This is a genomic window from Anaeromyxobacter sp., from assembly GCA_016718565.1.
Lineage (GTDB): Bacteria > Myxococcota > Myxococcia > Myxococcales > Anaeromyxobacteraceae > JADKCZ01.
Genome location: JADKCZ010000013.1, coordinates 33,793 through 60,073 on the forward strand (window position 1 = coordinate 33,793; position 26,281 = coordinate 60,073).

The following is a 26,281-nucleotide window of genomic DNA, read 5'->3' on the forward strand; positions in this document are numbered from 1 at the left end:
ACCTCGACCTCGACCTCGACCCAGACCCGGACCCCGACCCCAGGCCCGAGCCCCGGCTCCCCCAAGTCCAGTCAAGTCCTCCCCCAAACGGACGGTTCGGACGTCCGAACCGATATCGGCCCATCGTAGCCATGCCCCCCCGAACGGATTATTCGGGCGCACGAACCGATATCGCTTACCTCCCCTTCCCCGCCCGGGCCGCCTCGTCTCACCTCCGGGCGCCGCCTGGTATGGACTGACCGTGACCTGGCGCCCCTCACCCCTGCAGCGCGCGGCGGCCGGTGCCGCCGGGCTGGCGCTGGCCATGGGCATCGGGCGGTTCGCCTACACGGCGCTGCTCCCCGGACTGCAGCGGGCCCACGGCCTCGACGACGCGGCCGGCGGGCTCATCGCCTCCGCCAACCTCACCGGCTACCTGGCCGGCGTGCTCTGGGCGCGCCGCACGCCGCCGGGGCCGCCCCGCCTCTGGCTGCTGCGGGTCGGCCTGCTGGGCAGCGTGCTCACCACGGCGGCCTCGGTGGGCGCCTCCGGGCTGGCCGGCTGGGCGGCGGTGCGCTTCGCCGCCGGCGTGGCCAGCGGCCTGGTGTTCGTGCTGGTCTCGGCGGCGGTGCTGGAGGCGCTGCCGCGCGGGCGCGAGCGGCTGGCGGGGCTGCTCTTCGCCGGGGTGGGGCTGGGCATCGCGCTCTCCGGGGTGGTGGCGGCGGCCACCGCGGCGGCGGCCTGGCAGGCGCCCTGGCTCCTGCTGGGCGGCGCCGCGCTCCTCCTGGCCCTGCCGGCCCTGCTCATGGCGCCGGGCCAGCCGGTGCTGCACCCGGCGCCGGCGGGCGGCCGCCACGACGGCGTCACCTTCGGCCGGCTGGCGGTGGCCTACGGCCTGGAGGGGCTGGGCTACATCGTCAGCGGCACCTTCGCGGTGCGGGCGGTGCAGCAGACGCCGGGCCTGGAGGGCTGGGCGGCCTGGGTCTGGGTGGCGGCCGGCCTGGCGGCGGCCCCCTCGGCGGCGCTGTGGGGCTGGGCGGCGCGCCGCCTCGGCCTGCGCTGGGCGCTCACCGCGGCCTTCGCCACCCAGGCGGTGGGCATGGCGCTGCCGGCCCTCTCCGCCTCCGGCGCGGCGGCGGTGCTGGGTGCGCTCTTCTTCGGCGGCACCTTCATCGGCATCGTCACCCTCACCGTGGACCTGGCCCGCCGGCTCATGCCGGAGGCGGCGGTGCGGGCCATCGGCTCGCTCACCGCGGTCTACGGGGTGGGGCAGGCGGTGGGCCCGTACCTGGCCGGGCGGCTCTCCCAGGCCACCGGCCACCCGGCCCCGGCGGTGCTGGCGGCCGCCGGCGCGGTGGCGCTGGGGGCGCTGGTGCTGGCGCTGCCGGCCGCGGCGGGCGATCCGTGAGGACCCGCCGGGAGGCCGCGCCTCACGCCGGCACACCGGGCCCGCCGCGCGGACGCGCCGGCGGGCCGAGCTTTCACCCACAGTCACCACCGAGGAGGACCGGATGCCGTACGTGAACATCAAGATCACCCGCGAGGGCGCCACGCCCGCGCAGAAGGCGGCGCTCATCAAGGGCGCCACCGAGCTCCTGCAGCAGACCCTGGGGAAGAACCCGGCCACCACGGTGGTGGTCATCGACGAGGTCGACACCGACAACTGGGGCATCGGCGGCGAGTCGGTGACGGTGCGGCGCAAGCGGGGGAGCTGAACCCGCCTGGCCGCGGTCCCCTCACCCCGGCCCTCTCCCCGGAGGGGAGAGGGAGCCTCAACCCGTGGGGGCTGGGGCTCAACGGAGGAACTCAGGGCTCGTCCGCTCGAGCTCCCTCTCCCCCGGCTTGCTGGGGGAGAGGGATGGGGTGAGGGGGCTGGACGCGTGCACATGGGCCCCTCACCCCGGCCCTCTCCCCGGAGGGGAGAGGGAGCCTCAACCCGTGGGCTGGGGCTCAACGGAGGAACTCAGGGCTCGTCCGCCGAGCTCCCTCTCCCCCGGCTTGGCGGGGAGAGGGATGGGGTGAGGGGGCTGGACGCGTGCACATGGTCCCCTCACCCCGGCCCTCTCCCCGGAGGGGAGAGGGAGCCTGAACCCGTGGGCTGGGGCTCAACGGAGGAACTCAGGGCTCGTCCGTCCCTCTCCCCCGGCTTGCTGGGGGGGGATGGGGTGGGGCTGGACGGTGCGGGCCCTCACCCCGGCCCTCTCCCCGGAGGGGAGAGGGAGCCCGAACCCTCGGGCTCACCCACCGGAGGAGCGCCCAGCGTGCGCTCCCGGCGTGCGCGCCCAGTGTGAGCACCCTGTGTGAGCGCCCGACCAGCGCACCGCCCCTACCCGCGCGACAGCCGCCTGCGCTCCAGCACGGCGTCGGCGGCCTGCGCCACCAGCTCCGGCCCCAGCGCCTTGTCGAGCACGGCGTCGGCGCCGGCCGCCTCCAGCCGCGGCTCGAGGCCCGGCTCCATCTTGCCGGTCACCACCACGATGGCCAGGTCGGCCTCGCCGCCGGCGCGGCGGATCGTCTTCACGAACGCCTCGCCGTCCATGTTGGGCATGACGACGTCGGTGACCAGCAGGTCGAGCGCCAGCAGCTCCTCCGAGAGCACCCGCAGGCCGTCCTGGCCGTCGCTGGCGGTGACCACCTCGAAGCCGCGGTCGGCCAGGGCGTCCGCCAGCATGCGGCGCACCAGGGCGTCGTCGTCCACCACCAGGGCGCGGCGGGCCCGGGCGGAGATGTGGGCGATGGCGGCCTGCAGCGCCGCCTCGCTCTCGGGGTCCAGCGTGAAGCGCACGCCCATGCCGTTGGCGTTGGCGAAGGCCACCACGGCCTGCGCCCTGAGCTCGGCGCCGTTGGGCAGCCGGAAGTCGAGGGCCAGGGTGGCGCCCACCGGCTGCGGCCTGGAGGAGCGGATGAAGGCGCCGCCCTGCGAGAGGTTCTCGATGAAGTCCGCCTCCAGCTCCTGCTCGGTGGCGTACTCGATGACCGCGCGGGCCGCCGCGGCGGCGGGTGCGGCGGGTGCGGCGGCAGGCGCCGCGGCGGCAGGCGCGGCGACGGGCGCAGCCAGCCAGGCCGGCGCGGGCGGCGGCGGCGGGGCCGTGGTTTCCGGCGAGGCCGGCGAGGGCACCAGCACCTTCACCGGCGCCTTGACGTTGAAGCGGGGCGCGTAGCGCACGCCGCTGGCGGTCGGAGCGCGCGCCACCAGCCCCTCGTGCACGGCGGCTGCGCCGGCCGGGATGGCCAGGCCGAAGCCGGCAGGCAGGCCTGGCTCGGCGGCGGCGGTGGTGCGCACCGAGGTCACGCGGGTCTTCACGCCCACCGGCTTGTCGGCGCCGGGCAGGCGGAAGACCACCAGCACCTCGTCACCGGCCGGGGGCGCCATGGGGGCGGCGATGAAGAGCTCGCGCTGGTCGGCCTGGTAGCTCACGCCCTCCAGCCCGGCGCCGCCGAGGTCCAGCGCCAGCATGGGCCGGTCGAGCGGGTTGCGCCGGCGCGCGGCCGGGGCCCCCACGTCGGTGAAGAGCCGGGCGGTGCGGTCGAACAGCTCGGCCGGCTTGAGCCCCAGGAGCTTGAGCTCGCACAGCTCGAGGTGGGCGTCGAAGGCCTTGCGCTCGCCCTCGGCCATGCCACCGAGCGGGCTGGCGCGGCCGCCGGCGCGGGCCGACCAGAAGGTGAGCCGGGCCCTGGCCCGCTCGTCGAAGGCGTCGGCCAGGAAGCGGACCACCACCACCAGCGTCTTGGAGGAGGTGCGGTAGGCGAGGTCCACCTCGCCGAGCGCGGAGCCGAACAGGTGAGGGAACCCGCAGGCCAGCCGCTCGGCCGCGAGCAGGCGGTCACCGGAGGCCCGGACGAAGACACATGCGAAGTCGATGAAGCTCATGGCGGTGGCGCGGCGTCGGGCCGCGCGCTCCCCTTCGTGCAAGCAAAAGGCCGTCGAAATCCTGAGAGATACCGGCCGCGGACCCGGGATGGACGGACCCGGGGGTCAGTATACACCCGTGATGTGGACCCACCTCCCACGCCGGGAGGGCCACGGATCAGGGGCCGGCGGGGGTGCAGCTGCTGCCGGCCTGGACCACGGCCTGGCAGGTCCCGCCCCCCTCGACCTCCACCCGGCTCGACCCCGGCCCACCGGCCACGGTGCCGGTGACCGGGCCGGACGAGTGGACCAGGGCGATGGAGCCGCCGGTCACCTGCACCGTGGCGCCGGCCACCGGGTAGCCGGTGGCGTACACGGTGGAGCCGCCGGCCGCGACCAGCGAGAGCGACTCGCCGCCCTCGCCGCCCAGCGTCAGCCGGCTCGCCCCGCGCGCCTCCGCGGTGAAGGCCGCGGCCGCGGCGCCGGTCACCGAGACCCGCGCCTCGGCGGCGGCGACCACCCCGGCCAGCGCCGGCGCGGCCAGGCGCAGCCGCAGCGGGTGCACGGAGGTGAAGGTCTGGACGTCGATGCCGGTGATGAGCGTGCCCTCGCGCACCTGGAGCTCGACGTGGCCCAGCACGTTCTCGTCGCCGGTGATCACCGCCTCGGCCTGGTCCTCGCCGACGGCCACGGTGGCCTGGATGCCCAGCCCCACCACCACCCGCTCGAAGGGGGCCACGTCGAAGGTCCGCTCGGCGAACACGCCGTTCCCCTCCACGTGGGCGTCGCAGGCGGCCAGGGCCAGCGCCAGGGTGGCGACGGCCGCGGGGCGGAGGTGGCGGGGGCGCAGGCGGGGCGACGGCTGGCGAGGTGGCATCGGTGGGGGGCGCCCCGGCGTGGACGGCCGGGCGGTGGGCAGGCAGATACCACGGCCTGCGCACCCACCGCCCGTCTCTCTCCCGGAGAGGACCACAGGATGCCGGCCCCAGGTCACGGGCGCGTCACGGGCGCGGCCCCACCCGCCAGCACGGTCTCGCCCACCGCCAGCACCCGCACCCGCTCCGGCGGCAGGCCGCGCCGCAGCCGCTCCGCCTCGAGCCGACGCGGCGGCTCGTCGAGCGGCTCGTCGGTGAGCTTGAAGGTGCCCCAGTGCATCGCCAGGAAGGTGCCGGCGCCCAGCGCCTGGAAGGCGGCCAGCGCCTGCTCCGGGTTGAGGTGCTGCGCCTCCATGAACCAGGCCGGGTCGTAGGCCCCGATGGGCAGGAGGGCCGCGTCGAGCCGGGGGAAGCGCCGCCCGATCTCGGCGAACCCCTCGAACCAGGCGGTGTCGCCGGAGTGGTAGACGGTGGCGCTCCGGCCCTCGATGACGAAGCCGCCCCAGAGCGTCTGGTTGCCGTCGAGCAGGCCGCGGCGGCTCCAGTGCTGCGCCGGCACGAAGGTGACGCGCACCCCGCCCACCCGGGTGGACTGCCACCAGCCGAGCTCGGTGCAGAAGAGGCCGTTCTTGCGGAAGAACCGCTCCAGCCGCTGCCCCGCGATGACCGGCGCCTTCACGGCGGTGAGGGTCGGCAGGTCGAGGTGGTCGTAGTGGCTGTGGCTGACCAGCTGCGCGTCGATGCGGGGCAGCGCCTCCACCGTGAGCCCGGGCGCCACGTTCCGGTCGATGCCGCCGAAGAGCGTGGGCCCGAGCGCGGGGTCGATGAGCAGCGAGACGCCGTCGAGCTGCACCAGCCAGCTGGCGTGGCCCAGCCAGGTGAGGCGGGCCGGCTCGCCGGGCCCGGGCGGGCTGGCCAGCAGGGCGCGGTCGGGCGCGACGCTGGCCACCGGGGCGCGGTCGGGCGCCACGCGCCGGCGGCCGGCCAGCTTGTCCACCACCATCCACTTGAAGACGGCGCCGGGGCCCTTGGGGCTCGAGCCGTCCAGGTTCACGAAGCGGCCGCGCGGGTCCATGGGCTGTCCGGGGGGGGCGAGGGCGAAGGCCGGGCCGGCCAGCGCGGCGGACGCCAGTCCGGCCAGGGCCAGGGCGAGCGCGGCGGCGGGGCGGGCGAGGCGCGGCAGGCGGCTGGGTGGCACGGTCACACGAGTAACAGGCGGCGGGCCGGGCGCCATCCCACGGGCGGGGCGGCCGGGGCCCAGGCGCCGCCTCACCAGGCGTCGAAGGCCTGCAGCGCCCTGGTCACGTCGAAGCGAAAGTCGCCCGGCTCGGAGATCCGCAGCGGCGGGGCCGGCAGCCGGAGCCGCTCGACCAGCCGGTTGTAGCCGAGGTCGGCCAGGGTCCTGAGGTGCACGGCGTCGTAGAGGTTGTACTCCACCAGCAGGCGCAGGGCGGCGGCGTCGCCGCGCCGCCAGGCGCTCCAGAGCCGCACCGCGTCCAGGCCGCCCAGCCCCTCGATGCCGGGTGGCCGGCGCAGCCCCTCCTCGTGCTCCAGCAGCTTCAGCCCCCCGGCGTGGCCGAGCCGACGCCACAGGTGGCACAGGTCCAGGTGGGCCAGCGTGCCGCGCCACCCGGGGAAGAAGCGCTGCAGCACCGGCACGTCGAAGCACAGGCCGTTGAAGGTGACCAGCAGCTTCCAGCGCGCCGCCTGCCTCGGGAACTCGTCGAGGTCGCGGCCGGAGACCAGCACCCGCGGCCCGTCGCGGTCGAGCAGGCCGATGGCGGTCACCTCGTCGCCGCCGTCGGTCTCGATGTCGAGGAAGCAGGCGTCGGCCGCGAAGGCGGGGTAGAGCCGCCAGCGCTCCGAGCGGGGCAGGAGGCGCGCCAGCCCGTCGGCGTCGCCGGCCTCCAGCAGGGCCCGGGCCCGGCCCACCGCCTCGCGCACCCGCGCCGCGGTGCGCGGCGGCAGGGGCAGCGTGGCGTCGGGCGCGGCGGCCAGGTCGTCCCAGGTGCGCACCCCGGCGTCCCACAGGCGCGACTCCAGCCAGGCGCCGACGCCGGGGGTGAGGCGGAAGGTGGAGCGGATCACGGGGCCTCCCGCTCCCAGGCGCTGCGCCAGGCGCCGCTGGCCTGGGCGTGGGCCAGGAACCGCTCGTAGAACGGGTGGCGCGCCACGGTGGCGCCGTCGCCCACCACCACCAGCTTCTTGCGGGCCCTGGTCAGGGCCACGTTCATGCGGCGCACGTCGGCCAGGAAGCCCACCTCGCCGTCCTCGTTGGCGCGGACCAGCGAGACCACCACCGCCTCCTTCTCCCGCCCCTGGAAGCCGTCCACCGTGTCCACCTCCAGCCCCTGCTCGACCCGGGCCGCCAGCAGCGCCCGCAGCCGCTGCACCTGCCCGTCGTACGGGGTGATGACCGCCACCTCGGCCGGCGAGACGCCCAGCGCCAGCACCCGCTCCACCTCGGCGGCGCACAGGGCCGCCTCGCCCTGGTTCTCGCGGCTGTCGCTGCCCTCCGGCGTGGCCTCCTCGAAGCCGCGGCCGGAGGTGTCCACCACCTCGAGCGGCGCGTCGTCGAGGTGGTGGCCCGCCACCGCCGGGTGGGCCCTGAGCAGCCCGCCGTAGAGCGCGTCGGAGGGGAACCGCATGATGGCCTCGTTCATGCGGTGCTGCTCGAGCAGCGTCACCTTCACCGCGTCGCCGTGCAGGTCCACCAGCCGCTCGAAGAGCGAGCGCCCCAGGCCGCCGGCCTGCGCCGCCGCCGACAGCACGGTGGGCGGCAGCTGCAGGTGGTCGCCCGCCAGCACCACCCGCCCGGCGCGCAGCAGCGCCAGGTAGCAGGCCGGCTCCACCGCCTGGGTGGCCTCGTCCACCACCGCCAGCGGGAAGCGCCGGCCGGCCAGCGCCGACCCGTCGAGGCCGGTCAGGGTGGCCAGCACCACCGGCGCCCGGTCCAGCACCTCGCGCTCGGCCCGCGCCGAGAGGGCGCGCGCCTCCGCCAGCAGCGCCCGGGCGTCGCGCTCGGCCGAGCGGGCCTCGCTGAAGCGCCCCGGGCCGCGCTGCTGGCGGCGCTTCGAGGCCACCCGGCGCAGCGCGAAGGCCTGGTCCATCAGGTCGCGGGCGATGCGGGCGTTCTCGTGCGCCTCGGCGCGGGCCGAGAGGGTGTGCTCGAGCAGGGAGGGCAGCACGCGGGCCGGGTGGCCCACCCGCACGCCGTCCAGGCCGGCCGCCAGCAGCCGCTCCAGCAGGTTGTCCACCGCCAGGTTGGACGGGGCGCAGGCCAGCACCCGCTCGCCGCGGGCCACGGCGCGCCGGATCACCTCCACCAGCACGGTGGTCTTGCCGGTGCCGGGCGGGCCGTGCACCAGCGCCAGGTCCTCGGCGCGGTCGGCCAGGTCGAGGGCGCGCCGCTGCTCGTCGTTGAGCTGGCAGGGCAGGTCGGGGCCGCGCGGACGGGCCTCGAAGCGCGGGGGCTCGCCGCACAGCACCCGGTGCCAGCGCCGCCCCTCCGGCGCCTCGCCCATGCGCCGCACCCCCGCCGAGAGCCGCTCCCAGGTGACGGGCGAGGGGGTCAGCTCCAGCACCACCCGGCCGTCCACCGCCCAGTCGGGCGGGGGCTCGTCGAAGAGCACCGAGACCCGGGTCCGGGTGCGCCGCGCCACCACGCCGCTCGGCTCGTCGTCGCGCGGCTCGCGCCGCAGCGTCACGGTGACCAGCGCCCCCACGCCCAGCCGCGCCCCGTCCAGCGGGGCGCCGCGCCGCTCGTAGCCCACCAGGGCCCGCCCGGCCAGCGCCCCCTCCTCGGCCGCCTCCACGTCGGCCAGCGCCAGGCCGCGGGCCTCGCGCTCGGCCAGCGAGAGCCGGGCGCGCGCCTCGTCGAGCCGCGCCCGCTCCTCGGCCCGCTCGGCGTCGAGCAGGCCCTGCAGGTGCGCGAGGTGGTCGGGCAGGTTCACCGGCAGGGTTATACGCGGCGCCCGGGCGCGGCCGGCCTGATCCGGCGCGGGCGGGTCACCCCGGAGGCTGTAGGCCGAACCCTGGGGCCGGTCCGACCCGCAGCGTCGCACCCGAATGGGTGAAGAGGCTCGAACGAATTCATCAGCCATTACAGCTTCTTGGCGATCCGGCGGCCAGATCGGCCGTGCGAACGGATGATGCAACGGGAGCAGGGCAGATGGGGTCCTCCTCCGCCGCCTCCGCCCTGCAGGGCTCGCGCGCCGTCGCCGGCGTGCCGGCCGGCGTGCGCGAGTTCGCCGACGAGGCGACCGCGCTGCGGGCGCTGCTGCTCGAGCTCAGGGCCGACCTGCCGCAGGAGCGCGGGCCGGCCCGCGAGTCGGACCGGGCCCGCTTCGCCGAGGCGCTGGCCGCCCTGGGCGAGCTGGCCATCACCACCGAGGAGATCGAGCCGCTGGTGGCGTCGGCCTGCACCCTGGTGCTGGAGACCCTCGACGTGGACGGCGTGGCGCTGCTGCAGGAGACCCGGGCGCCGGCCGAGCTGCTGGTGCGCGCCGCCGCCGGGTGCCTGCTGGAGACCAAGGGCACGGTGATGCCGGCCGGCGAGGCCACCCAGGCCGGCTTCGCCCTGGCCAGCCGCGGCTCCACCGCCACCGCCGACGCCCGGGCCGCCTGGATGGGCGACCGCTTCCTGGCCACCCACGACCTGGTGGCCGCCGCGCTGGTCACCCTGCCCGGCTTCGCCCGGCCGCGGGTGCTGCTGGGCGCTTACGCCGGCCGGCGGCGCGCCTTCGCCCCCGACGAGATCCGCTTCCTGGAGGCCGCGGCCGGCTCGCTGTCGGCCGCCCTGGCCCGCTGCCGCGCCGAGGCCGACCGCAAGGAGCTGCAGGCCCGCCTGGCCACCGCCGACCGCATGGTCTCGGTGGGCACGCTGGCGGCCGGGGTGGCGCACGAGCTCAACAACCCGCTGGCCTACGTCAACGCCAACATCACCTTCCTGGCGGAGCAGACGGTGCTGCTGGCCAGCCTGCTCCCCGCCTCGGCCCGCGCCGACGAGGAGGTGGCCGACGTCCTGATCCAGCTGCGCGACGCGGCCCGCGACGCCCGCGACGGCGTGGAGCGGATGCGGGTCATCGTGCGCGACCTGAAGTCGCTGTCGCGCGCCGACGACTCCAAGGTCGGGCCGGTGGAGCTGGGCCCGGTGCTCGACAGCTGCATCAACGTGGCCGGCAACGCCTTCAAGCACCGCGCCCGGCTGGTCAAGGACCTGCGGCCGCTGCCAGCGGTGCGCGGCAACGAGGCCCGCCTCGGGCAGATCTTCCTCAACCTGCTGATCAACGCCTCCCAGGCCGTGCCGGAGGGGGCCCCCGAGCAGCACGAGATCCGCATCACCACCAGGCCCCAGGGCGACGACCACGTGGTCGTCGAGTTCAGCGACACCGGCTGCGGCATCGCGCCGGAGGTCCTGCCGCGCATCTTCGACCCGTTCTTCACCACCAAGCCGCCGGGCGTGGGCACCGGTCTGGGGCTCTCCATCGTCCACGGGATCGTGGCCGCCATGAAGGGCGAGATCCAGGTGCAGTCCACGCCGGGGCGGGGCTCCACCTTCCGCGTGGTCCTGCCGGTGGCCGGGCACGACCCGGCCGACGACGAGCAGGACGCGCTCCCCCCGGCCACGACGCCGGGCCGGCGGCGGGCCCGCATCCTGGTGGTGGACGACGAGCCCCTGGTGGGCACGGTGCTGCAGCGCACGCTGGGCTCCGACCACGAGATCGTCTGCTGCGGCGGGGCCCGGGCCGCCCTCGACCGGGTGCTGGGCGGCGAGCCGTTCGACCTGGTCTTCTCCGACCTGCAGATGCCGGAGATGACCGGCATGGACCTGCACAGGGAGCTGGCCCGGTCGCGGCCCGACCTGGCCAGCCGAATGGTCTTCCTCACCGGCGGCGCCTGCACCGACGCGGCGCGCGACTTCCTCATGGAGCCGGGGCGGGAGTGCCTCGAGAAGCCCTTCGACCTCCCGGCCATCCGGGCCGTCCTGGCGCGCCGGCTCGCGGCGCCGGCGGCCCCGGCGACCTCGACGGCGCGGCCGTAGCCCGCCGGCCCCGGCGGGCGTCCGGCCCGCCGCCCCGCTATCCTGGCGGCGTGGCAGCTCCAGCAGATCCCACCGACCCGACCGACCCCACCGATCCCTTCGACGGCCCGGTCTCCCTGCCGCTCGACGGCGTGCTCGACCTGCACGCCTTCCACCCGGGCGACCTCGGGGAGCTGCTGCCGGCCTGGATCGACGAGAGCCACGCCGCCGGCCTGCGCGCGCTCAGGGTGGTGCACGGCAAGGGCACCGGCGCCGTGCGCCGCTCGGTGGAGGCGCTGCTGGCGCGCCACCCGCTGGTGCTGGCCTTCCGCCCGGCCGACGAGGCGGCGGGCGGCTGGGGCGCCACGCTGGTGACCTTGCGGGGGTGAGGGGCGGGCGCCTACCGCTCGCCCACCGCCGACTTCGCCACCTCGAGCGCCTCGGCCAGCCGGTCCACCTCCGGCCCGCCGCCCTGCGCCAGGTCGGGCGCCCCGCCGCCCTTGCCGCCGAGCAGCGGCACCGCGGTCCTGAGGGCGTCGCCCATGGAGGGCCCCGGCCCCCTGGGCCTGGCGAAGCACAGGTAGGCCTTCCCGTCCTCGGCCGCGCCCAGGAGCGCGATGCGCCCGCGCGCCTGGAGCCCCTGGGCCACGCCGCGCAGCCAGGCGGCCGCCCCGGCGCCGGGCGGCGCCAGCACGGCGCACACCACCGGCCCGCCGGCCGCGGCCAGCCGCCCGGCCTCGGCGTCGGCCAGCGCCAGCCCCAGCCGCTCGCCCTCCTTGCGGCGCGCCGCCAGGTCCTCGGCGGTGCGCGCCGCGGCCTCCGCCACCTCGGCGGAGGCGCAGCGCAGCGCCTCGGCCGCCCGCGCCACCCTCTCGTTCAAGGTGGCCAGCAGCCGCACCGTCCGGCCGCCGCAGACGAACTCCACCCGCGCGCCGGCGCCCCACTTCGAGGCCTTCAGCACCGCCACCGCGCCCACCGCGCCGGTGCGCCTGGGGTGGGTGCCGCCGCAGGGCGAGGCGTCCACCACCCCGCCGCTGGCGGCGTCGCCCACCACCACCACCCGCGCACCCTTGACCGCCTCCTTGCGCAGCGGCAGCGCCGCCAGCTCGTCGGGGGCGAAGTCGCGCGCCTCCACCGGCAGGTCGCGGAAGACCAGGTCGTTGGCCCGGGCCTCCACGGCGCGCAGCGCGGCCGCGTCCAGCCGGCCCACCGGGCAGTCGAGGTCGATGGTGGAGGCCTCCTCGCCCAGGTGGAACGAGAGGGTGCGGGCGCCCAGCGCCGCCTCGAAGGCCGCCGAGAGCAGGTGCTGGCCGTGGTGCTGCTGCAGGTGGTCGCGCCGGCGGGCCGGGTCCACCTCGCCGCGCACCGGCCCGGCCGGCAGCGGCCCGGCCAGGGCGTGCCGGATCTCGCCGTCCACCTCCTGCACGTCGAGCACCGCCACCCCGCCGAGGACCCCGCGGTCGGCCGGCTGGCCCCCGCCCTCGGGGTAGAAGGCGGTGCGGTCCAGCACCACCGCCGGGTGGTCGCCCAGGGTGCGCACCGCCACCACGGCGGCGTCGAAGGAGAGGCGGTCGGGATCGGTCAGCCAGAGCCGTTCGGTCACGGGTCGCATCCTACCTCCGCGACGGGCCAACGACCCAAATCACCCGTCGCGAGGCGGGGTTGGCCCTTTGTGAGCAGCAGGTGACGGGACCATTGGCCGCTGGGGCGGAACCGGGTATCTTCCGCGCGCCCTCACGCCAGGAGCGCCCCAATGTTGCAGCGGCTGATGCCCAAGAGCGACGACTTCTTCTCGGACTTCGAGGCCCAGGCCGCCGCGGTGGTCGAGGGCGCCATCCTCCTCAAGGCGCTGCTCGACGACTTCACCGACGTGCCGGCCAAGTGCCAGGCCATCAAGGACGTGGAGCACCGCGCCGACGACATCACCCACCGCGCCTTCGCCCGCCTGCACACCCAGTTCATCACCCCCTTCGACCGCTCCGAGATCCACCGGCTCCTCTCGCGCATCGACGACGTGCTGGACCTGGCCGACGCCGCCGCCGAGCGGCTCGGGCTCTACGACATCGACGTGGTGCTGCCCGAGGCCCGCGAGCTGGCCGCCGTGCTGGTGGAGCAGTCGCGCAAGATGGAGGAGGCCGTGAAGGGGCTGCGCAACATGAAGAAGAACCCGCAGCTGATCCTGGAGGCCTGCAAGGAGATGAACGTGCTGGAGAACCAGGCCGACACGCTCACCCGGCAGACCATGGCCAAGCTCTTCAAGCGCGGCAACGACCCCCTCACGGTCATGAAGTGGAAGGAGATCATCGACCTGATCGAGGACGCCACCGATCGCGCCGAGGACGTGGCCAACGTCATCGAGGGCGTGGTGCTCGAGCACGCTTGAGGCCGCGCGCCTCCGGACCGCCACCATGCTCCTCTACGCCGTCGTCATCGGGCTGGTCCTCGTCGCGCTGGCCTTCGACTTCATCAACGGCTTCCACGACGCGGCCAACTCCATCGCCACGGTGGTCTCGACCCGGGTGCTCACCCCCCTGTGGGCGGTGGCCTGGGCGGCCTTCTTCAACTTCATCTCCGCGGCGCCGGTGCTGTGGGGCGTCGAGCTCAAGGTGGCCAACACCATGGGCAAGGGCATCATCCACTTCGACGCCCTGAAGGCGCAGGGCTCCACCGCCGTGCTGCTGGTGGTCTTCGCGGCGCTCATGGGCGCCATCGTCTGGAACCTGCTCACCTGGTACTGGGGGCTGCCCTCCTCCTCCTCCCACGCGCTGGCCGGCGGCATGATCGGCGCCACCCTGCCGGCCCTGGGCCCCTCCGGGCTGGTGGGCTCGGGCATCCTCAAGATCACCATGTTCATCGTGCTCTCGCCGGTGATCGGCATGGTGCTCGGCACCAGCATGATGGTGGCCACCGCCTGGATCGTGCAGGGCTTCACGCCGGCCAAGGTGGACAAGTGGTTCCGCAAGCTGCAGCTGGTCTCGGCCGCCATCTTCAGCTACAGCCACGGCACCAACGACGCCCAGAAGGTCATGGGCATCATCGGCGTGGTGCTCTTCGGCACCATCTGGAGCGGCCAGGAGTTCCACATCCCGATCTGGGTGGTGCTCTCCTGCCACGCCGCCATCGGCCTGGGCACCATGTTCGGCGGCTGGCGCATCGTGAAGACCATGGGCACCGGCCTCACCAAGCTGCAGCCCATCGGCGGCTTCTGCGCCGAGACCGGCGGCGGGGTGACCATCCTGGCCCTGGCCCACTACGGCATCCCGGTCTCCACCACCCACACCATCACCGGCGCCATCGTCGGGGTGGGCGCCACCCGGGGCACCCGGGCCGTCCGCTGGGGCGTGGCCGGGCGCATCATCTGGGCCTGGGTCTTCACCATCCCGGCGGCCGCGCTGGTGGCGGCGGCGGTCTACTTCATGACCCACGGGCTGGTGCTGGTCTTCGGCTGACGCCCCGCTTGGGGCCACCGCAACCTTCGCCGGCCGGGCGTGTTCTGGATCTGGAGATGGCCCAGGACTCCGACGCGGCGCTCATGCTGGCGTTCCAGCGCGGCGACGCCGCGGCGTTCCGGGCCCTCTACGAGAGGCACGCCCGCGCCATGGTCGCTTTCTGCCACCGCTTCGTGAAGGACCCCGCCCGCGCCGAGGAGCTGGCGCAGGACGTCTTCGTGAAGCTCTACCGGTCGGCCCACCGCTACCTGCCGAGCGCCCGCTTCAAGACCTTCCTCTACCGGGTGGCCACCAACCACTGCCTGAACGAGCTGCGGCGGGGCGAGTACGCGGCGCACCAGGTGTCGCCCGGCGCCCCGGCCGACGAGGCCGACGGCCGCGAGGCCGCCCCGGACCTCGACGCCTTGCCCTCCGGCGACGCCTCGCCCCAGCAGGAGCTGGAGGCGGCCCGGCTGGCCGGCGCGGTGACCGCGCTGCTCGGCCGCCTGCCCGAGAACCAGCGCGCCGCCTTCGTGCTCTGCCGCTTCGAGGGGCTGAGCTACGAGGAGATCGCCGAGACCCTGGAGACCAGCGTCTCGGCCGTGAAGTCGCTGGTCCACCGGGCCACGGTGGCGGCGGCGACCGCGCTGGCCCCGCACGCCGGTGCGCCCGAGGAGGTGCTGCCGTGAGCCACGTCACCGACGACCTGACCGCGCTCCTGGACGGCGCGCTCCCCCCGGCCCGCCGGGCCGAGGTGGAGGCCCACCTGGCGGCCTGCGGCGGCTGCCGCGGCGAGCGCGACCGGCTGGCCGGGGCGCTGGCGCTGCTGGGCGCGCTGCCCCCGCCGCCCGAGCCCTCGCCCTGGTTCAACGCCCGCCTCGCGGCGCGCCTGGCCGCCGAGCCCGCCCCGGCGCCCGGCCTGCTGGCCCGGCTGCGCGGCTGGCGCTGGCGGCTCGCGCTGCCCGCCACCGCGCTGGCCGCGCTGGCGGCCGTGGCGCTGCTGACGGTGCGGGCCGAGCGGGCCGACGAGCTGGCGCTGGCCGCCGACCTCGAGCTGCTCGAGGAGTACGAGGTGGTGGCCTCGCTCGGCGACGTGGAGACCGCCGAGGACGCCGCCGTGGTGGCCGCGCTGCACGAGCTCGACCGGAAGGAGTCCCTCCAGTGATCCGCCCCCTCCGCGCCGTGTCACCGTGGCTGGCGCTGGCCCTCGTCCTGGCCGCGCTGGCCGCCCCGGCCCGCGCCGGCGAGCCCGCGGCGCCCCCGCCCCAGGCCCCCGCCGCCGCGCCGCCCGCCCGCCGCCGCCGCGCCGGGATCCGCCTCGGCCCGCCCCGTCGACCCCGAGGCCCGGGCCCGCTGGGAGCGGCTCTCCCCCGAGGAGCGCCAGGCCCTGCGCGAGCAGGCCCGCGCCTTCCGCGCCCTGCCGGAGGAGGAGCGGGCCGCGCTGCGCGGCAACCTGCAGCGGCTGCGCGCCCTCGACCCGGCCGCGCGCGCCGAGGTGCTGTCGCGCTACCAGGCCTTCCAGCGGCTGCCGGAGCGCGAGCGGCGCGAGCTCATGGAGCGGTTCGCCCGCTTCCGCGAGCTGCCGCCGGAGCAGCGGGCCAGGGTGCGCAGCGCCCTCAAGGAGATCGTGCAGGCCGGGCCGCGCGAGCGGGCCCGCTACCTGGAGAACCTGCGCCGCTGGCGCGACATGGGGCCCGAGGAGCGGCAGAAGGCGCGCGAGACCTTCCGGCAGCGGCGCGGCCGGTGAGGCAGGTCGTCTAGACTGCCCCGGTGCGCACAGCCCTCCTGGCCCGCCTGCTCCCCCTGGCCCTGGCCGCCGCGCTCCCCGCCGGCGCCGAGGAGGGCGCGGTGCGCGCCGAGGCCCAGCTCCACCTGCGCGCCACCTTCGCGGGCGACCGCCCCTCCGCCGACGTCCGCTTCGACCCCGCCACCCGCACCTTCGCCCTGGCCGGCTACCTGGTGCCTGAGGAGGACGAGCGCTTCGGCTCGGCCTTCGCCGCGGTGCGGGTCACCGGCCGCCACCTCGATGGCGCGCTGCGCTGGACCCTGGCGCTCGACACCGGCGAGCTGCGGCTGCGCCGGGCCCCGCAGGTGGTGCCGGTCTGCTTCTCCTCCACCTCGCCCACCGGGCTCGACCTGGACGGCCAGGCCGGCTGCACCGCGGCGCAGGGCGTCTACCCGCTCCCGGGCACGGCCCTCGACCAGGCGGCGCTCACCGCCAACGGGCGCCCCCTCGCCGACGAGCTCGCGGCCACCCTGCTGGTGCGCGAGGCCCACGCCGCCTGGAGCTTCGGGCGCGCCGGCTTCGCCACGCTGCGGGCCGGGCGGGCCCGCCAGGTGGTGGCGGATGGGCTGGTGCACGACGACTACGCCACCGGCCTGGACGTGGCGCTGGACCTGGGTGCCCTCGGGCCGCCCTTCGAGCTGGGCGCCGCGGTGTTCCAGCCCAGCCGCGACTGGCCGGCCGGCGAGGCGGGCCTGCAGCCGGTGGTCTCGCTCAGGGCCGACTGGCGCCCCTCGCTCTTCGAGCACCTCGGGGTCTTCGTGGCCACCCACCGCGACGCCACCGGCAGCGTGGCCGACCTCTTCCGCGGGGCGCTGGTGGAGGACGCGGTGGTGCAGCTCTCCGACCTCCTGCCCGGCCAGCCCGGCTACCAGCTGCAGGCCCGCAACCTGGCCCGCTTCCTGGTGGCCGACCCCAGCTCGCAGGCCACCCTGGCCTGGGCCGGCCTGAGCGGCAGCCTGCTGCCGCTGCGCGGCCACCGGCTCGACTTCACCCTGGCCGTGCTGGACGGCGAGCTCTCCCGGCTGACCACCGCCCAGGGCCCCTCGGCGGTGCGCCAGATCCCGCTCTCCGGGCGCGCCGCCCACGTCCGCTGGGGCTGGTCGCCGGTGGACTGGCTCACCCTCGAGCCCTGGCTCCTCTACCTCTCCGGCGACCGCCCGCCCACCGAGAAGGCGCGGCTCGGCCTGCCAGCCGGCTACGCCGGGTTCCTGGGCGTCACCCCCTTCGTGGCCGCCACCAACCTGTTCTTCAGCGGCGGCCTCTCGGAGGGCTTCGCGGCGCGGCAGGCCAGCGCGCCCGGGGTGAACGGGCGCGGCGTGCTGGCCCCCGGCCTGACCGTGGAGGCCGACCTGCCGGCCCAGGTGGCCCTGGTGGCGCGGGCCGCCTGGCTCCGCGCCGAGGACCAGGGCCCGTTCGGCGGCCTGGTCTACGGCACCGAGCTCGACCTCTCCGCCACCTGGGCGCCGCTGGCCTGGCTCTCGGTGGGCGCCGAGGCCGACGTGCTCCTCCCCGGCGACTTCTTCGGCGGCGCCGCGCCCATCACCAAGCTGGTGCTGGCGCTCGACGTGGGGACGCCGTGACCGCGCTCCTGCTGGCGCTGCTGGTGGCGCAGGCCGACCCGGCGGCGCGGCCGCCCCCGCCGCCACCGCCCGCGGAGGCGCCGCGGCCGGACCCGGCCAGCCAGGCCGACGAGGACGAGGACGAGCTGGTGCTGCGCGACCTGGAGCTGCTGGAGCAGCTCGATCTCCTGCGCCACCTCGAGCTCTTCGACGAGGGCGAGGCGCGGCCGGACGGGGCCCGGCCCGGGCGCTGAGCTCAGCCCGGCGCCACCGCCGCGCCGGCCCGCGAGGCCAGCATCCCGCAGGCGGCGTGCTGGTCCTGGCCGCCCGAGTAGCGGCGCACGATGGGCTGGCCGGGCAGGTGGCGCGCCAGGTGGTCGCGGAAGGTGTTCCACTCCGGCTCGGTGGGCGGGCGGAAGCGGCCGGTGGCGTCGTTCACCGCGATGGGGTTGAGCCGCACCGGGATACCGGCCAGCAGGCGCCCCAGCGCCGCCGCGTCCTCCTCGCCGACGTTCACGCCCGCCAGCATGACGTACTCCAGCGTCACCCGGCCGCGCGCCGCGGCGTGGTCCCGCACCGCGTCCACCAGCTCCTCGAGCGGCCAGGCCGCCTCGATGGGCATGAGGGCCCGCCGCTTCTCCGGCAGGGCGGCGGTGAGCGAGACGCACAGCCGGAACCGGTGCCCCTCGGCCGTGTAGCGGCGCAGCTGCGGCACCAGCCCGGCGGTGGAGATGGAGATGCGGCTGGCGTCGATGCGGGCGCCGGAGGAGTCGCACAGGGCGTAGGCGGCGTCGAGCACCGCGTCGTAGTTGGCGAAGGGCTCGCCCTGCCCCATGAAGACCGCGCCGGTGACCGGCCGCGTCGAGTCCCGCCGCACGTGCAGCAGCTGGGCCACCATCTCCCAGGAGGCCAGCGAGCGGACCAGCCCCATGGCGCCGGTGGCGCAGAAGGCGCAGCCCAGTCCGCAGCCCACCTGCGAGGAGAGGCAGGCCACGTGGTGGGTGTCGAAGAGCGGGATGCGCACCGCCTCCACCCGCGCGCCGTCCGGGCAGCCGAGCAGGTAACGGCGGAAGCCGTCGGCCGCGTCCACCCGCTCGAGCTCGGTGAGGACGCCCGGGGTGCAGACCGCCTCGAGGTGGTCCAGCACCTCGCGCCGCACGTTGCGGGCCCCGCGCACCGACTCGCCGCGCCCCACCACCGCGCCGAGCACCCGGCGGGCGTCTTCGAGGCTGATCCCGGCGCGCTCGGCCAGCGTCCGGGCGTCCTGGCCGACGAGGTGGAGCACGCGGGGAGGTATAGCGGAGGCGCGAGACCGCTACAAAGCGGGCCAGGCCCGGCCGGGTCCGCCGGCGGCTCGGCGCGGCGCTATCATGGCCGCCATGGACCTCGAGCTGCTGTACGGACGCGGGGCGCTCCCGCTCCACCTCCCCGACGACCTGGAGGTGACGGTCATCCGCAAGCCGGCCATGCCGGTGCTCCCCTCGGCGGCCGACGGCGTCTCGGCCGCGCTCGCCTCGCCGGTGGCCTCGCGCCCGCTCCGGGAGGCGGCGCGCGGCAAGGCGACCGCCTGCATCCTGGTCTGCGACATCACCCGGCCGGTGCCGAACGGCCTCCTGCTCGGCCCCCTGGTGCGCGAGCTGCTGGAGGCCGGCGTGCCGCGCCAGGGCATCACCGTGCTGGTGGCGACCGGACTCCACCGGCCCAACCTGGGCGACGAGCTGGCCGAGCTGATCGGCGATCCCTGGATCCTCTCGACGGTGCGGGTGGAGAACCACGACGCCCGCGACGACCACGCCCACGTCGACCTGGGGCGCACGCCGGCCGGCACGCCGGTGAAGCTCGACCGGCGCTTCGTCGAGGCCGAGCTGAGGCTGGTGACCGGGCTGGTCGAGCCGCACTTCATGGCCGGGTACTCCGGCGGGCGGAAGGTCATCGCGCCCGGCGTGGCCCACCGGGAGACCATCACCACCTTCCACAGCTCGCGCTTCATGGCCCACCCGCTGGCCGACAACTGCGTGCTGGAGGGCAACCCGCTCCACCAGGAGCAGCTGGCCATCGCCGCCCTGGTCGGGCCCGTGCTGGCCATGAACGTGGTGCTCGACGAGGCGCGCCGGGTCTCGCTGGTCAACTTCGGCGAGGTGGTGGCGAGCCACGCCGAGGCGGTCGCGTTCGTGGAGCGCTACGCCATCGTGCGGGTGCCGCGCCGCTTCAAGACGGTGGTGACCAGCGCCGCCGGCTACCCCCTCGACAAGACCTACTACCAGACGGTGAAGGGCATGGTGGCGCCCAAGGACATCCTGGCGCCCGGCGCCGACCTGATCATCGCCTCCGAGTGCTCCGAGGGGATGGGCTCGCGTGAGTACGTCGAGGCGCAGCGGCGGCTGGTGGCGCTCGGCCAGGACCGCTTCCTGGAGGAGATCGCCGGGAAGCGCTTCGCCGACGTGGACGAGTGGCAGACGCAGATGCAGGTGAAGCCCATGAAGCTGGCGCGCGTGCACCTCTACACCCACGGCCTGGCGCCCGAGGACCGCGCCCTCACCGGCGTCCACCTGGTGGACGACTCGGTGGAGGCGGCCGTGGCCCGCAGCGTGGCGAGGAGCGGGGACCGCGCCGTGGCCGTCATCCCCGAGGGGCCGTACGTGCTGCCGGTCTGCCAGGCCTGAGGCCGGCTCCACCCCGGTCTCGCCCTACGGCGGCGGCGTCACCACCCGCGGCTCGGCCCGCCAGGAGCGGCGTCCCACCCCTGCCTGACCGTGGTCGGTGCTCCCCCAGCCGAACAGCTCCCCGGAGTCCTTGAAGGCCAGGGCGTGATCCTGGCCGGCCACCACGCTGGCGTACCCGGAGCCGATGAGGACTGGCTGGTCCCGGTCGGTCCTGGTCCCGTCGCCCAGGGCGCCCTGGCGGTTGTCTCCCCACGCGTACAGGTCACCACCCTTCACGCCGAAGGAGCGAGTGGCCCCGGCGGCGAAGCTGCCGAACCCGGAGCCGATCAGGGCCGGGCCGATCTGGGGTGGCATGGTCCCGAGGCCCAGCTCGCCCGAGAAGTTGGAGCCCCAGCCGTACAGGTCGCCGTCGCCCTTGGCGCCGAGCGAGTGCCAGGCGCCGGCCGCCACCGCCGTGAAGCCGACGCCGACGACCGCCAGGCGCGTGACGTCCCGGGTGTCGCCCGAGCCCACCTGGCCGAAGGTGTTGCAGCCGCAGCCGTAGAGGTTCCCCCCGGCCTGGAGCGCCAGCGAGTGGCAGGCCCCCGCCGCGATGGCCGTGAAGCCTCCGGCGACGAGGACCGGCGCTCCAGCGCCGGTGGTGCCGCCGTCGCAGAGCTGCCCGCTGGCGTTCTGGCCCCAGGCATAGAGGTCGCCGTTCTGCTTGAGCGCCAGGGAGTGGTCCCCTCCGGCGGCCACGTCCGCGAAGCCGGCGCCGACCAGCTGCGGGAACGCGGCGATGAACCCGAGGCCCACCCCGAGCTGCCCGGCGCCATCGTAGCCCCATGCGTACAGCTCGCCCGAGGCGGTGAGCCCGAGGGCGTGGGCGCGGCCGGCGACCACCTTGCGATAGTGGCCCCGGGCGCCCACCGGGGCCACGGCGGAGGTGAGGGTGCCGGTACCGAGCTGGCCGACCTGGTTGTCGCCCCAGGCGTGGAGCCGGCCCGCCGTGTCGAGGGCCAGCGAGTGGTAGGCGCCGGCCGCCACGGAGAGGAACTCGCCCGCCACCGGCTCGGGTGTGAAGGCGAAGCCGACCAGGCCGCTCCCGAGCTGCCCGTACCCGTCGTGCCCCCAGGCGAGCAGGTGGCCGCTCAGGGCGATGCCGAGGGTGTGGTGCTCGCCGGCGGCGACCGCGGCCCAGCCGCTCCCGAGGGAGACTGGCGTGGTGGCCGGGTTCGGCGACGGGTCACCGCGGCCGCCGAAGCTGCTCTGGCCCCACGCCAGGAGCTCACCGCCGGCCTTCAGGCCGAACGAGTCGTCGCGACCCGCTACCGCCGCCAGGTAGCCGGTGCCGACCGGCACCGGCGTGGCGCTCGAGATGCTGGTCCCGTCGCCGAACTGCCCGTATTCGTTGTTGCCCCAGGCCATGAGGTCGCCGTTCGCCTTGAGGCCGAGGCTGTGCATCCCGCCGCCGCTCGCCGAGGCGAACCCGGAGCCGATGGCGACCGGGGCGCTCCGCGACGTGGTCGTCCCGTCGCCGAGCTGGCCGCCGCCGTTCTGCCCCCAGGCGCGCAGCTCCCCGCCGGACGTCACCGCCAGCGAGTGCTCAGCCCCGGCGCCGACGGCGGCGTAGCCCGCGCCGACGAGCACCGGCACCGTCGAGGAGGCCGCCGCCGCGCCCACGCCGAGCTGGCCGTGGCCGTTGTCGCCCCAGGCGTAGAGCTCCCCGCTGGCCGTGAGCCCGAGCGAGTGGCGCTGGCCAGCGGCCACCGCGGTGAAGCCCTCCCCCACCAGGACCGGCGTGCGCTCGTCCAGGCCGGTCCCGTTGCCGAGCTGCCCCTCCCTGCCGCGCCCCCAGGCGTGGAGCTGGCCGCCGGCCTTGAGCGCGAGGACGTGGTCGGCCCCCGCCGCGACCGCGACGTAGCCCGAGCCAATCCAGGCCGGCGAGCCGCTTTGCCCGCCGGCGCCGTCACCGCGCTGGCCCTGCTCGCCGTCGCCCCAGGCGTAGAGGTCGCCGTCCACCGTGACGCCGACCGAGTGGGCGGCGCCGCCGGCCACCTGCCGCCAGGCGCGGCTGCACACCACCCGCACCCCGGTGACGTCGGTGGCGCCGGCCGTCCCCGCGCCGGCCTCCACCAGGCAGGCCTGGCCGGCCGGCCGCGACCTCACGGTGACGTCATAGGCGGCGCCGGCCGGGGCGCGCCCGGCGAAGACGAAGCTGACGGCCCCGGCATGCACCGCCAGCTCCGGCAGCCCGGGGCAGGCGAGGACCAGCCCCTCGTCGGTGAGCCCGCTGACGGCGCCCCCCACGCCGACCAGGACCGGCGAGGGCGGCGTGGGCGGCGTGGGCGGCGTGGGCGGCGAGCCGCCACATGCAGCGAGCAGCGCCACGGCGGCAAAGATGGCGGCGGGGCGGCCCTGGACGTCACGGCGAGGTCGGGTCATGGCGGATCTTCCAGAGGTCGTACCGATAGCATGACCCCGAGGAGCAGGTGAGGTCTTCGAGCCTGGGCCCGGGCGCCCCCTCAGGACGGCCGCCGCGGCCCGCTCACCCAGGGGCTGCCGGCCACCAGGAAGCGCCAGCGCCGCCCGGCCCAGGGCGGCCCGGCCGCCTCGACGTTGACCCGCGGCGTGCTGAGCACCCGCGCCGCCAGGGTCGGCGGCCCCGCCTCCAGGAAGAGCTCGGCGCCCGAGAGGTCGAGGCCGTCGTGGCGCTGGCGGGTGACGCCGAGCGCGCGGCACAGGTTGCCGGGGCCGCGGGTCGAGTGCAGGCAGCCCTCCAGCGGCTCGCCGGCGCGCAGCAGCACCGCCGAGGGCTCGCCGCACCGGCCCGTCACCAGGTTGAGGCAGTGGCTCTGGCCGTAGATCAGGTAGACGTAGGCCACGCCGGGCGGCCCGAACATGATGGCCGAGCGGGGCGTCGGGCCGTTCCTGGCGTGCGAGGCCCGGTCGCGCGGCCCGTGGTAGGCCTCCACCTCGACCAGCCGGGCGGCGCGCCGCACCCCGCCGTCCACCCGCACCAGCACCTGCCCGAGCAGGTCGCGCGCCACCTCGGGGGCCGGGCGGCGGAAGAAGTCCGGCCCCAGGATCACTGCTTCAGCACCGACTTCCAGATCCCCGCCTCGACGAACACGCCGAGCAGCGCCGGGTCCACCTGCCCGCGCCGGGCCTCGTCCTCCAGGATGGCCAGGGCCCGCTCGCCCGGCATGGCCTTCTTGTAGGGCCGGTCGCTGGCGGTCAGGGCGTCGTAGATGTCGGCGATGGTCATCATGCGGGTCTCCACCGCGATGGCCGGGGCCGGCACGGCGCGCGGGTAGCCGCGCCCGTCGAGCTTCTCGTGGTGCCCGTAGGCGATCTCCGGCACGCGGCGCAGCGTGCGGGTCCAGGGGATCTGCGAGAGGAAGCGGAAGGTGTGCGCCACGTGGCTCTCGATCTCGCGCCGCTCGCCGTCGGAGAGCGAGCCCTTGGGGATGGAGAGGAGCGACAGCTCCTCGGCGCCCAGCAGCGGGCAGGGCTGGCCGTCGGCGCCGGGGAAGGTGAGCCCGGCCAGCGCGGCCAGCCGGGCGCCGGCCTCCTCGGGCAGCACGGTGGGGCGGTTGGCGGCGGTCACCAGCTCCCAGGCGGCCCCCAGCGACCCCAGCCGCGCGGCCGCCTCCTCCTCGCTGCGCCCCTCCAGCCGGGCCCGCAGCCGCTCGTTCTCCAGGCCGGCGCGGCACAGGGCGAAGCGGGCCTGCAGCAGCTCGAGCTGGTGCGGGTAGAGCTTCTCGGCCTTCACCAGCACGTGCTCGCGCACCCCCACCTTGCCGAAGTCGTGCAGCAGCGCCGCGTAGCGCAGCTGCTGCAGCGCCGCCGCGTCGAAGGTGACGCCGCGCCAGGACGCCGGCGGGGCGGCCTCCACCGCCCGCGCCAGGCCGGTGGTGAGGGTGGCCACCCGGCCCGAGTGGCCGGCGGTGGTGGGGTCGCGGGCCTCGATGGCCACCACCGAGGCCTGCACGAACCCCTCGAAGAGCCGCTCGATCTCCTCGTGCAGCAGCGCGTTCTCCACCGCGCTGGCGGCCGGCCCGGCCAGCGCCGAGAGCAGCTCCACGTCCTCGGGGCCGAAGGCGCCGTCGCGGCGGTTGAGCGCCTGGATGACCCCCACCACCTCGCCGTGGGTGGTGATCATGGGGACGCCCAGCACGTTGCGGGTGTGGTAGCCGGTGGCGGCGTCCACCTGCGGGTTGAAGCGCGGGTCGGCGTAGGCGTCGGGGATGGAGATGGGCGCGCCGGCCTGGGCCACCGCCCCGGCCAGGCCGGCGCCGATGGGGATGCGGATCTCGCCGGTGCCGTGGGCCACCGGCGTCCACAGCTCGGCCCGCTCGCGGTCCACCACGAAGATGGAGCAGCGGTCGGCCTCGGCCACCCGGGCGGCCGCGTCGTTGATGAGCCCGAGCAGGGCCGCCACCTGCCGCTCGGCCGTCAGGGCCCGGGCCACCTCGAGGATGGACTGGAGCTTGTGCAGGCGGCGTTCGAGCTGGGCGGTGTCCATGCTGGCCGAACCGTAGCCCCCGGCGGCGGGCGGGACAACCGGCCACACCCGGCGGCGCCGCCCCGGTCGCGCGCTGGACCGCACGGGAAACATGACGCTACAAGGGGGCCATGCGCCGCGCCAAGATCGTCGCCACCCTCGGGCCCGCCTCGTCGTCTCCGGAGGTGATGGAGCAGCTCATCAGCCACGGCATGGACGTGGCCCGCCTCAACTTCTCGCACGGCCGCCACGAGGACCACGCCCGCACCCTGGAGCGGCTGCGGGCCGCCTGCCGCCACCTGGAGAAGCCGGTGGCCGCCCTGCAGGACCTGCAGGGGCCCAAGATCCGCACCGGCCCGCTCAAGGCCGGCCGGGCCGGCGTGGCCCTGGCCTCGGGCGAGGAGATCACCATCACCACCGAGGGCGAGGTGAAGGGCGACGAGCACCTCGTCTCCACCACCTACGTGCACCTGGCCGAGGACGTGAAGGTGGGCGACCGCCTGCTCATCGACGACGGCCTGCTCGAGCTCAAGGTGCTCTCCACCGACGGCGTGCGGGTCCGGGCCGAGGTGGTGGAGGGGGGCGTGCTCGGCGAGAACAAGGGCATCAACCTGCCCGGCGTGGCGCTGCGCACCGAGGCCATGAGCGACAAGGACAAGGCCGACCTGGCCTTCGGCCTGGCCAACGGCGTGGACCTGGTGGCCCTCTCCTTCGTGCGCACCCCGGAGGACGTCAAGCTGTGCCGCGACCTGATGGTGCGGGCCGGCCGGGTGGTGCCCATCATCGCCAAGATCGAGAAGCCCGAGGCCCTCGACCGCATCGACGACATCCTGGCGGCGGCCGACGGCCTGATGGTGGCCCGCGGCGACCTGGGCGTGGAGATCCAGCCGGAGCGGGTGCCCGGCCTGCAGAAGATGCTGTGCCGCAAGGCCAACCTGGCCGCCAAGCCGGTCATCATCGCCACCCAGATGCTCAACTCCATGATCGAGCACCCGCGCCCCACCCGCGCCGAGGCCAGCGACGTGGCCAACGGCATCTGGGACGGCGCCGACGCGGTCATGCTCTCCGGCGAGACCGCCAGCGGCCGCCACCCGCTGCTGGCCATCCAGATGATGGACCGCATCGTGCGCGAGGCCGAGTCCGGCGTCGCGCCGCGGCCCGCCCCCGACCACGCCGGCCCCGGCCACGCCCCCTTCAACGAGGTGACCGCCGCCGCCGCCTGCCGCGCCGCCGAGGCCTCCGGGGCGGCCGCCATCGCCTGCTTCACCCTGAGCGGCACCACGGCGCGCCTGCTGGCCCACTTCCGGCCGCAGGTGCCCATCGTGGCCTTCTCGCCCGACCAGGCCACCCGGCGGCGCAGCGCCCTCTACTGGGGGGTCGAGCCCAAGATCATGGAGCCGGTGAAGAACGCCGACCTGATGGCCGAGGCGGTGGCCGAGCGGCTGGTGGAGGACGGCATCGCCCGCCCGGGCGACCGGGTGGTGCTGGTGTACGGCTCGCCCATGGGCGTGCCCGGCATGACCAACTCCATCCGCTTCCACCAGATCCCGCGCCCCGGCGAGCAGTCCTGGGGGCGGCGGTACTCCGTGCCCATCTAGGCGACCCGTCTCGCGCGTTGCCCCCGCCCCGGCGG

Annotated in this window: 23 protein-coding genes; 13 read left to right on the forward strand and 10 right to left on the reverse strand. The window is 76.1% G+C overall.

Translation table 11 applies throughout. From position 1 onward, the window contains the following. Positions 1–304: 304 nt before the first annotated feature. Together IPO09_18245 and IPO09_18250 are read left to right on the forward strand one after the other, a co-directional pair. Complete coding sequence (locus IPO09_18245) at positions 305–1,387, forward strand: YbfB/YjiJ family MFS transporter (GenBank protein MBK9519242.1); 1,083 nt, start codon at positions 305–307, stop codon at positions 1,385–1,387. A gap of 103 nt (positions 1,388–1,490) precedes the next feature. Beyond that, entirely contained in the window at positions 1,491–1,694 is a 204-nt protein-coding gene (locus IPO09_18250) for a 4-oxalocrotonate tautomerase family protein (protein MBK9519243.1), read from the forward strand. Positions 1,695–2,305: 611 nt separating this feature from the next. Here IPO09_18250 and IPO09_18255 read toward each other — a convergent pair. The 5 genes from IPO09_18255 to IPO09_18275 form a co-directional block, all read right to left on the reverse strand. After that, positions 2,306–3,850, reverse strand: coding sequence for a response regulator (locus IPO09_18255; protein MBK9519244.1), 1,545 nt, complete (start codon positions 3,848–3,850; stop codon positions 2,306–2,308). 157 nt (positions 3,851–4,007) lie between these two features. Then, positions 4,008–4,706, reverse strand: coding sequence for a DUF2807 domain-containing protein (locus IPO09_18260; GenBank protein ID MBK9519245.1), 699 nt, complete (start codon positions 4,704–4,706; stop codon positions 4,008–4,010). A gap of 113 nt (positions 4,707–4,819) precedes the next feature. Further along, positions 4,820–5,779, reverse strand: a complete 960-nt coding sequence (locus IPO09_18265) for an MBL fold metallo-hydrolase (protein ID MBK9519246.1) — start codon at positions 5,777–5,779, stop codon at positions 4,820–4,822. A gap of 194 nt (positions 5,780–5,973) precedes the next feature. Next, entirely contained in the window at positions 5,974–6,792 is an 819-nt protein-coding gene (locus tag IPO09_18270) for a ribonuclease H-like domain-containing protein (GenBank protein ID MBK9519247.1), read from the reverse strand. Beyond that, positions 6,789–8,657, reverse strand: coding sequence for an AAA family ATPase (locus IPO09_18275; GenBank protein ID MBK9519248.1), 1,869 nt, complete (start codon positions 8,655–8,657; stop codon positions 6,789–6,791). The genes IPO09_18270 and IPO09_18275 overlap by 4 nt, the downstream gene beginning before the upstream one ends. Before the next feature lie 218 nt (positions 8,658–8,875). Between IPO09_18275 and IPO09_18280 the strand changes: the two genes are divergently transcribed. Both IPO09_18280 and IPO09_18285 read left to right on the forward strand, forming a co-directional pair. Continuing rightward, the gene (locus IPO09_18280) at positions 8,876–10,747 is read left to right on the forward strand and encodes a response regulator (GenBank protein ID MBK9519249.1); all 1,872 of its coding nucleotides are present in this window, start codon (positions 8,876–8,878) and stop codon (positions 10,745–10,747) included. A 50-nt stretch (positions 10,748–10,797) separates the two neighbouring features. Further along, a complete protein-coding gene (locus tag IPO09_18285) occupies positions 10,798–11,115 on the forward strand; it encodes a Smr/MutS family protein (protein MBK9519250.1) in 318 nt (105 codons plus the stop codon). An 11-nt stretch (positions 11,116–11,126) separates the two neighbouring features. Here the strand turns inward: IPO09_18285 and IPO09_18290 are convergent, their stop codons facing one another. Further along, the gene (locus IPO09_18290) at positions 11,127–12,329 is read right to left on the reverse strand and encodes a phosphoesterase (GenBank protein ID MBK9519251.1); all 1,203 of its coding nucleotides are present in this window, start codon (positions 12,327–12,329) and stop codon (positions 11,127–11,129) included. Positions 12,330–12,479: 150 nt separating this feature from the next. Between IPO09_18290 and IPO09_18295 the strand changes: the two genes are divergently transcribed. The 7 genes from IPO09_18295 to IPO09_18325 all read left to right on the forward strand — a co-directional run bounded on the left by IPO09_18295 (position 12,480) and on the right by IPO09_18325 (position 17,753). Further along, positions 12,480–13,109: a DUF47 domain-containing protein gene (locus IPO09_18295; GenBank protein ID MBK9519252.1), complete on the forward strand. Its 630-nt coding sequence runs from the start codon at positions 12,480–12,482 to the stop codon at positions 13,107–13,109. Between the two features lie 25 nt (positions 13,110–13,134). Continuing rightward, positions 13,135–14,175: an inorganic phosphate transporter gene (locus IPO09_18300; protein MBK9519253.1), complete on the forward strand. Its 1,041-nt coding sequence runs from the start codon at positions 13,135–13,137 to the stop codon at positions 14,173–14,175. 50 nt (positions 14,176–14,225) lie between these two features. After that, positions 14,226–14,843 carry a sigma-70 family RNA polymerase sigma factor gene (locus tag IPO09_18305; protein ID MBK9519254.1) on the forward strand — a complete coding sequence of 206 codons (618 nt, stop codon included), beginning with the start codon at positions 14,226–14,228 and terminating at the stop codon, positions 14,841–14,843. Further along, complete coding sequence (locus IPO09_18310; GenBank protein ID MBK9519255.1) at positions 14,840–15,319, forward strand: zf-HC2 domain-containing protein; 480 nt, start codon at positions 14,840–14,842, stop codon at positions 15,317–15,319. Before IPO09_18305 ends, IPO09_18310 begins: the two co-directional genes overlap by 4 nt. A 330-nt stretch (positions 15,320–15,649) precedes the next feature. After that, positions 15,650–15,901 carry a DUF3106 domain-containing protein gene (locus IPO09_18315; protein ID MBK9519256.1) on the forward strand — a complete coding sequence of 84 codons (252 nt, stop codon included), beginning with the start codon at positions 15,650–15,652 and terminating at the stop codon, positions 15,899–15,901. Between the two features lie 23 nt (positions 15,902–15,924). Further along, entirely contained in the window at positions 15,925–17,520 is a 1,596-nt protein-coding gene (locus IPO09_18320; GenBank protein ID MBK9519257.1) for a hypothetical protein, read from the forward strand. Further along, positions 17,517–17,753 carry a hypothetical protein gene (locus tag IPO09_18325; protein MBK9519258.1) on the forward strand — a complete coding sequence of 79 codons (237 nt, stop codon included), beginning with the start codon at positions 17,517–17,519 and terminating at the stop codon, positions 17,751–17,753. Before IPO09_18320 ends, IPO09_18325 begins: the two co-directional genes overlap by 4 nt. Before the next feature lie 2 nt (positions 17,754–17,755). Here the strand turns inward: IPO09_18325 and IPO09_18330 are convergent, their stop codons facing one another. After that, a complete protein-coding gene (locus IPO09_18330) occupies positions 17,756–18,784 on the reverse strand; it encodes a radical SAM protein (protein MBK9519259.1) in 1,029 nt (342 codons plus the stop codon). Positions 18,785–18,869: 85 nt separating this feature from the next. Between IPO09_18330 and larA the strand changes: the two genes are divergently transcribed. Continuing rightward, complete coding sequence (larA, locus tag IPO09_18335) at positions 18,870–20,162, forward strand: nickel-dependent lactate racemase (protein MBK9519260.1); 1,293 nt, start codon at positions 18,870–18,872, stop codon at positions 20,160–20,162. 24 nt (positions 20,163–20,186) lie between these two features. Here larA and IPO09_18340 read toward each other — a convergent pair whose 3' ends face one another. From IPO09_18340 to IPO09_18350, 3 genes are all read right to left on the reverse strand, one after another. Further along, positions 20,187–22,586 carry an RCC1 repeat-containing protein gene (locus IPO09_18340; protein ID MBK9519261.1) on the reverse strand — a complete coding sequence of 800 codons (2,400 nt, stop codon included), beginning with the start codon at positions 22,584–22,586 and terminating at the stop codon, positions 20,187–20,189. Positions 22,587–22,666: 80 nt separating this feature from the next. Further along, a complete protein-coding gene (locus IPO09_18345) occupies positions 22,667–23,233 on the reverse strand; it encodes a DNA-3-methyladenine glycosylase (protein ID MBK9519262.1) in 567 nt (188 codons plus the stop codon). Next, positions 23,230–24,669: a GAF domain-containing protein gene (locus tag IPO09_18350; GenBank protein MBK9519263.1), complete on the reverse strand. Its 1,440-nt coding sequence runs from the start codon at positions 24,667–24,669 to the stop codon at positions 23,230–23,232. The genes IPO09_18345 and IPO09_18350 overlap by 4 nt, the downstream gene beginning before the upstream one ends. Positions 24,670–24,779: 110 nt before the next feature. Here IPO09_18350 and pyk point away from each other — a divergent pair, with 110 nt between their 5' ends. After that, a complete protein-coding gene (gene pyk, locus IPO09_18355) occupies positions 24,780–26,246 on the forward strand; it encodes a pyruvate kinase (protein MBK9519264.1) in 1,467 nt (488 codons plus the stop codon). The last annotated feature ends 35 nt before the right edge of the window (positions 26,247–26,281 follow it).

What these genes read in the sequence shown, in the direction of transcription:
- IPO09_18245 (MBK9519242.1), top strand. Translation starts at nt 305, where the DNA reads ATGGGCATCGGGCGGTTCGCCTACACGGCGCTGCTCCCCGGACTGCAG.
- IPO09_18250 (MBK9519243.1), top strand. Translation starts at nt 1,491, where the DNA reads ATGCCGTACGTGAACATCAAGATCACCCGCGAGGGCGCCACGCCCGCG.
- IPO09_18255 (MBK9519244.1), bottom strand. Translation starts at nt 3,850, where the DNA reads ATGAGCTTCATCGACTTCGCATGTGTCTTCGTCCGGGCCTCCGGTGAC.
- IPO09_18260 (MBK9519245.1), bottom strand. Translation starts at nt 4,706, where the DNA reads ATGCCACCTCGCCAGCCGTCGCCCCGCCTGCGCCCCCGCCACCTCCGC.
- IPO09_18265 (MBK9519246.1), bottom strand. Translation starts at nt 5,779, where the DNA reads ATGGACCCGCGCGGCCGCTTCGTGAACCTGGACGGCTCGAGCCCCAAG.
- IPO09_18280 (MBK9519249.1), top strand. Translation starts at nt 8,876, where the DNA reads ATGGGGTCCTCCTCCGCCGCCTCCGCCCTGCAGGGCTCGCGCGCCGTC.
- IPO09_18295 (MBK9519252.1), top strand. Translation starts at nt 12,480, where the DNA reads ATGTTGCAGCGGCTGATGCCCAAGAGCGACGACTTCTTCTCGGACTTC.
- IPO09_18300 (MBK9519253.1), top strand. Translation starts at nt 13,135, where the DNA reads ATGCTCCTCTACGCCGTCGTCATCGGGCTGGTCCTCGTCGCGCTGGCC.
- larA (MBK9519260.1), top strand. Translation starts at nt 18,870, where the DNA reads ATGGCCGCCATGGACCTCGAGCTGCTGTACGGACGCGGGGCGCTCCCG.
- IPO09_18340 (MBK9519261.1), bottom strand. Translation starts at nt 22,586, where the DNA reads ATGACCCGACCTCGCCGTGACGTCCAGGGCCGCCCCGCCGCCATCTTT.
- IPO09_18350 (MBK9519263.1), bottom strand. Translation starts at nt 24,669, where the DNA reads ATGGACACCGCCCAGCTCGAACGCCGCCTGCACAAGCTCCAGTCCATC.
- pyk (MBK9519264.1), top strand. Translation starts at nt 24,780, where the DNA reads ATGCGCCGCGCCAAGATCGTCGCCACCCTCGGGCCCGCCTCGTCGTCT.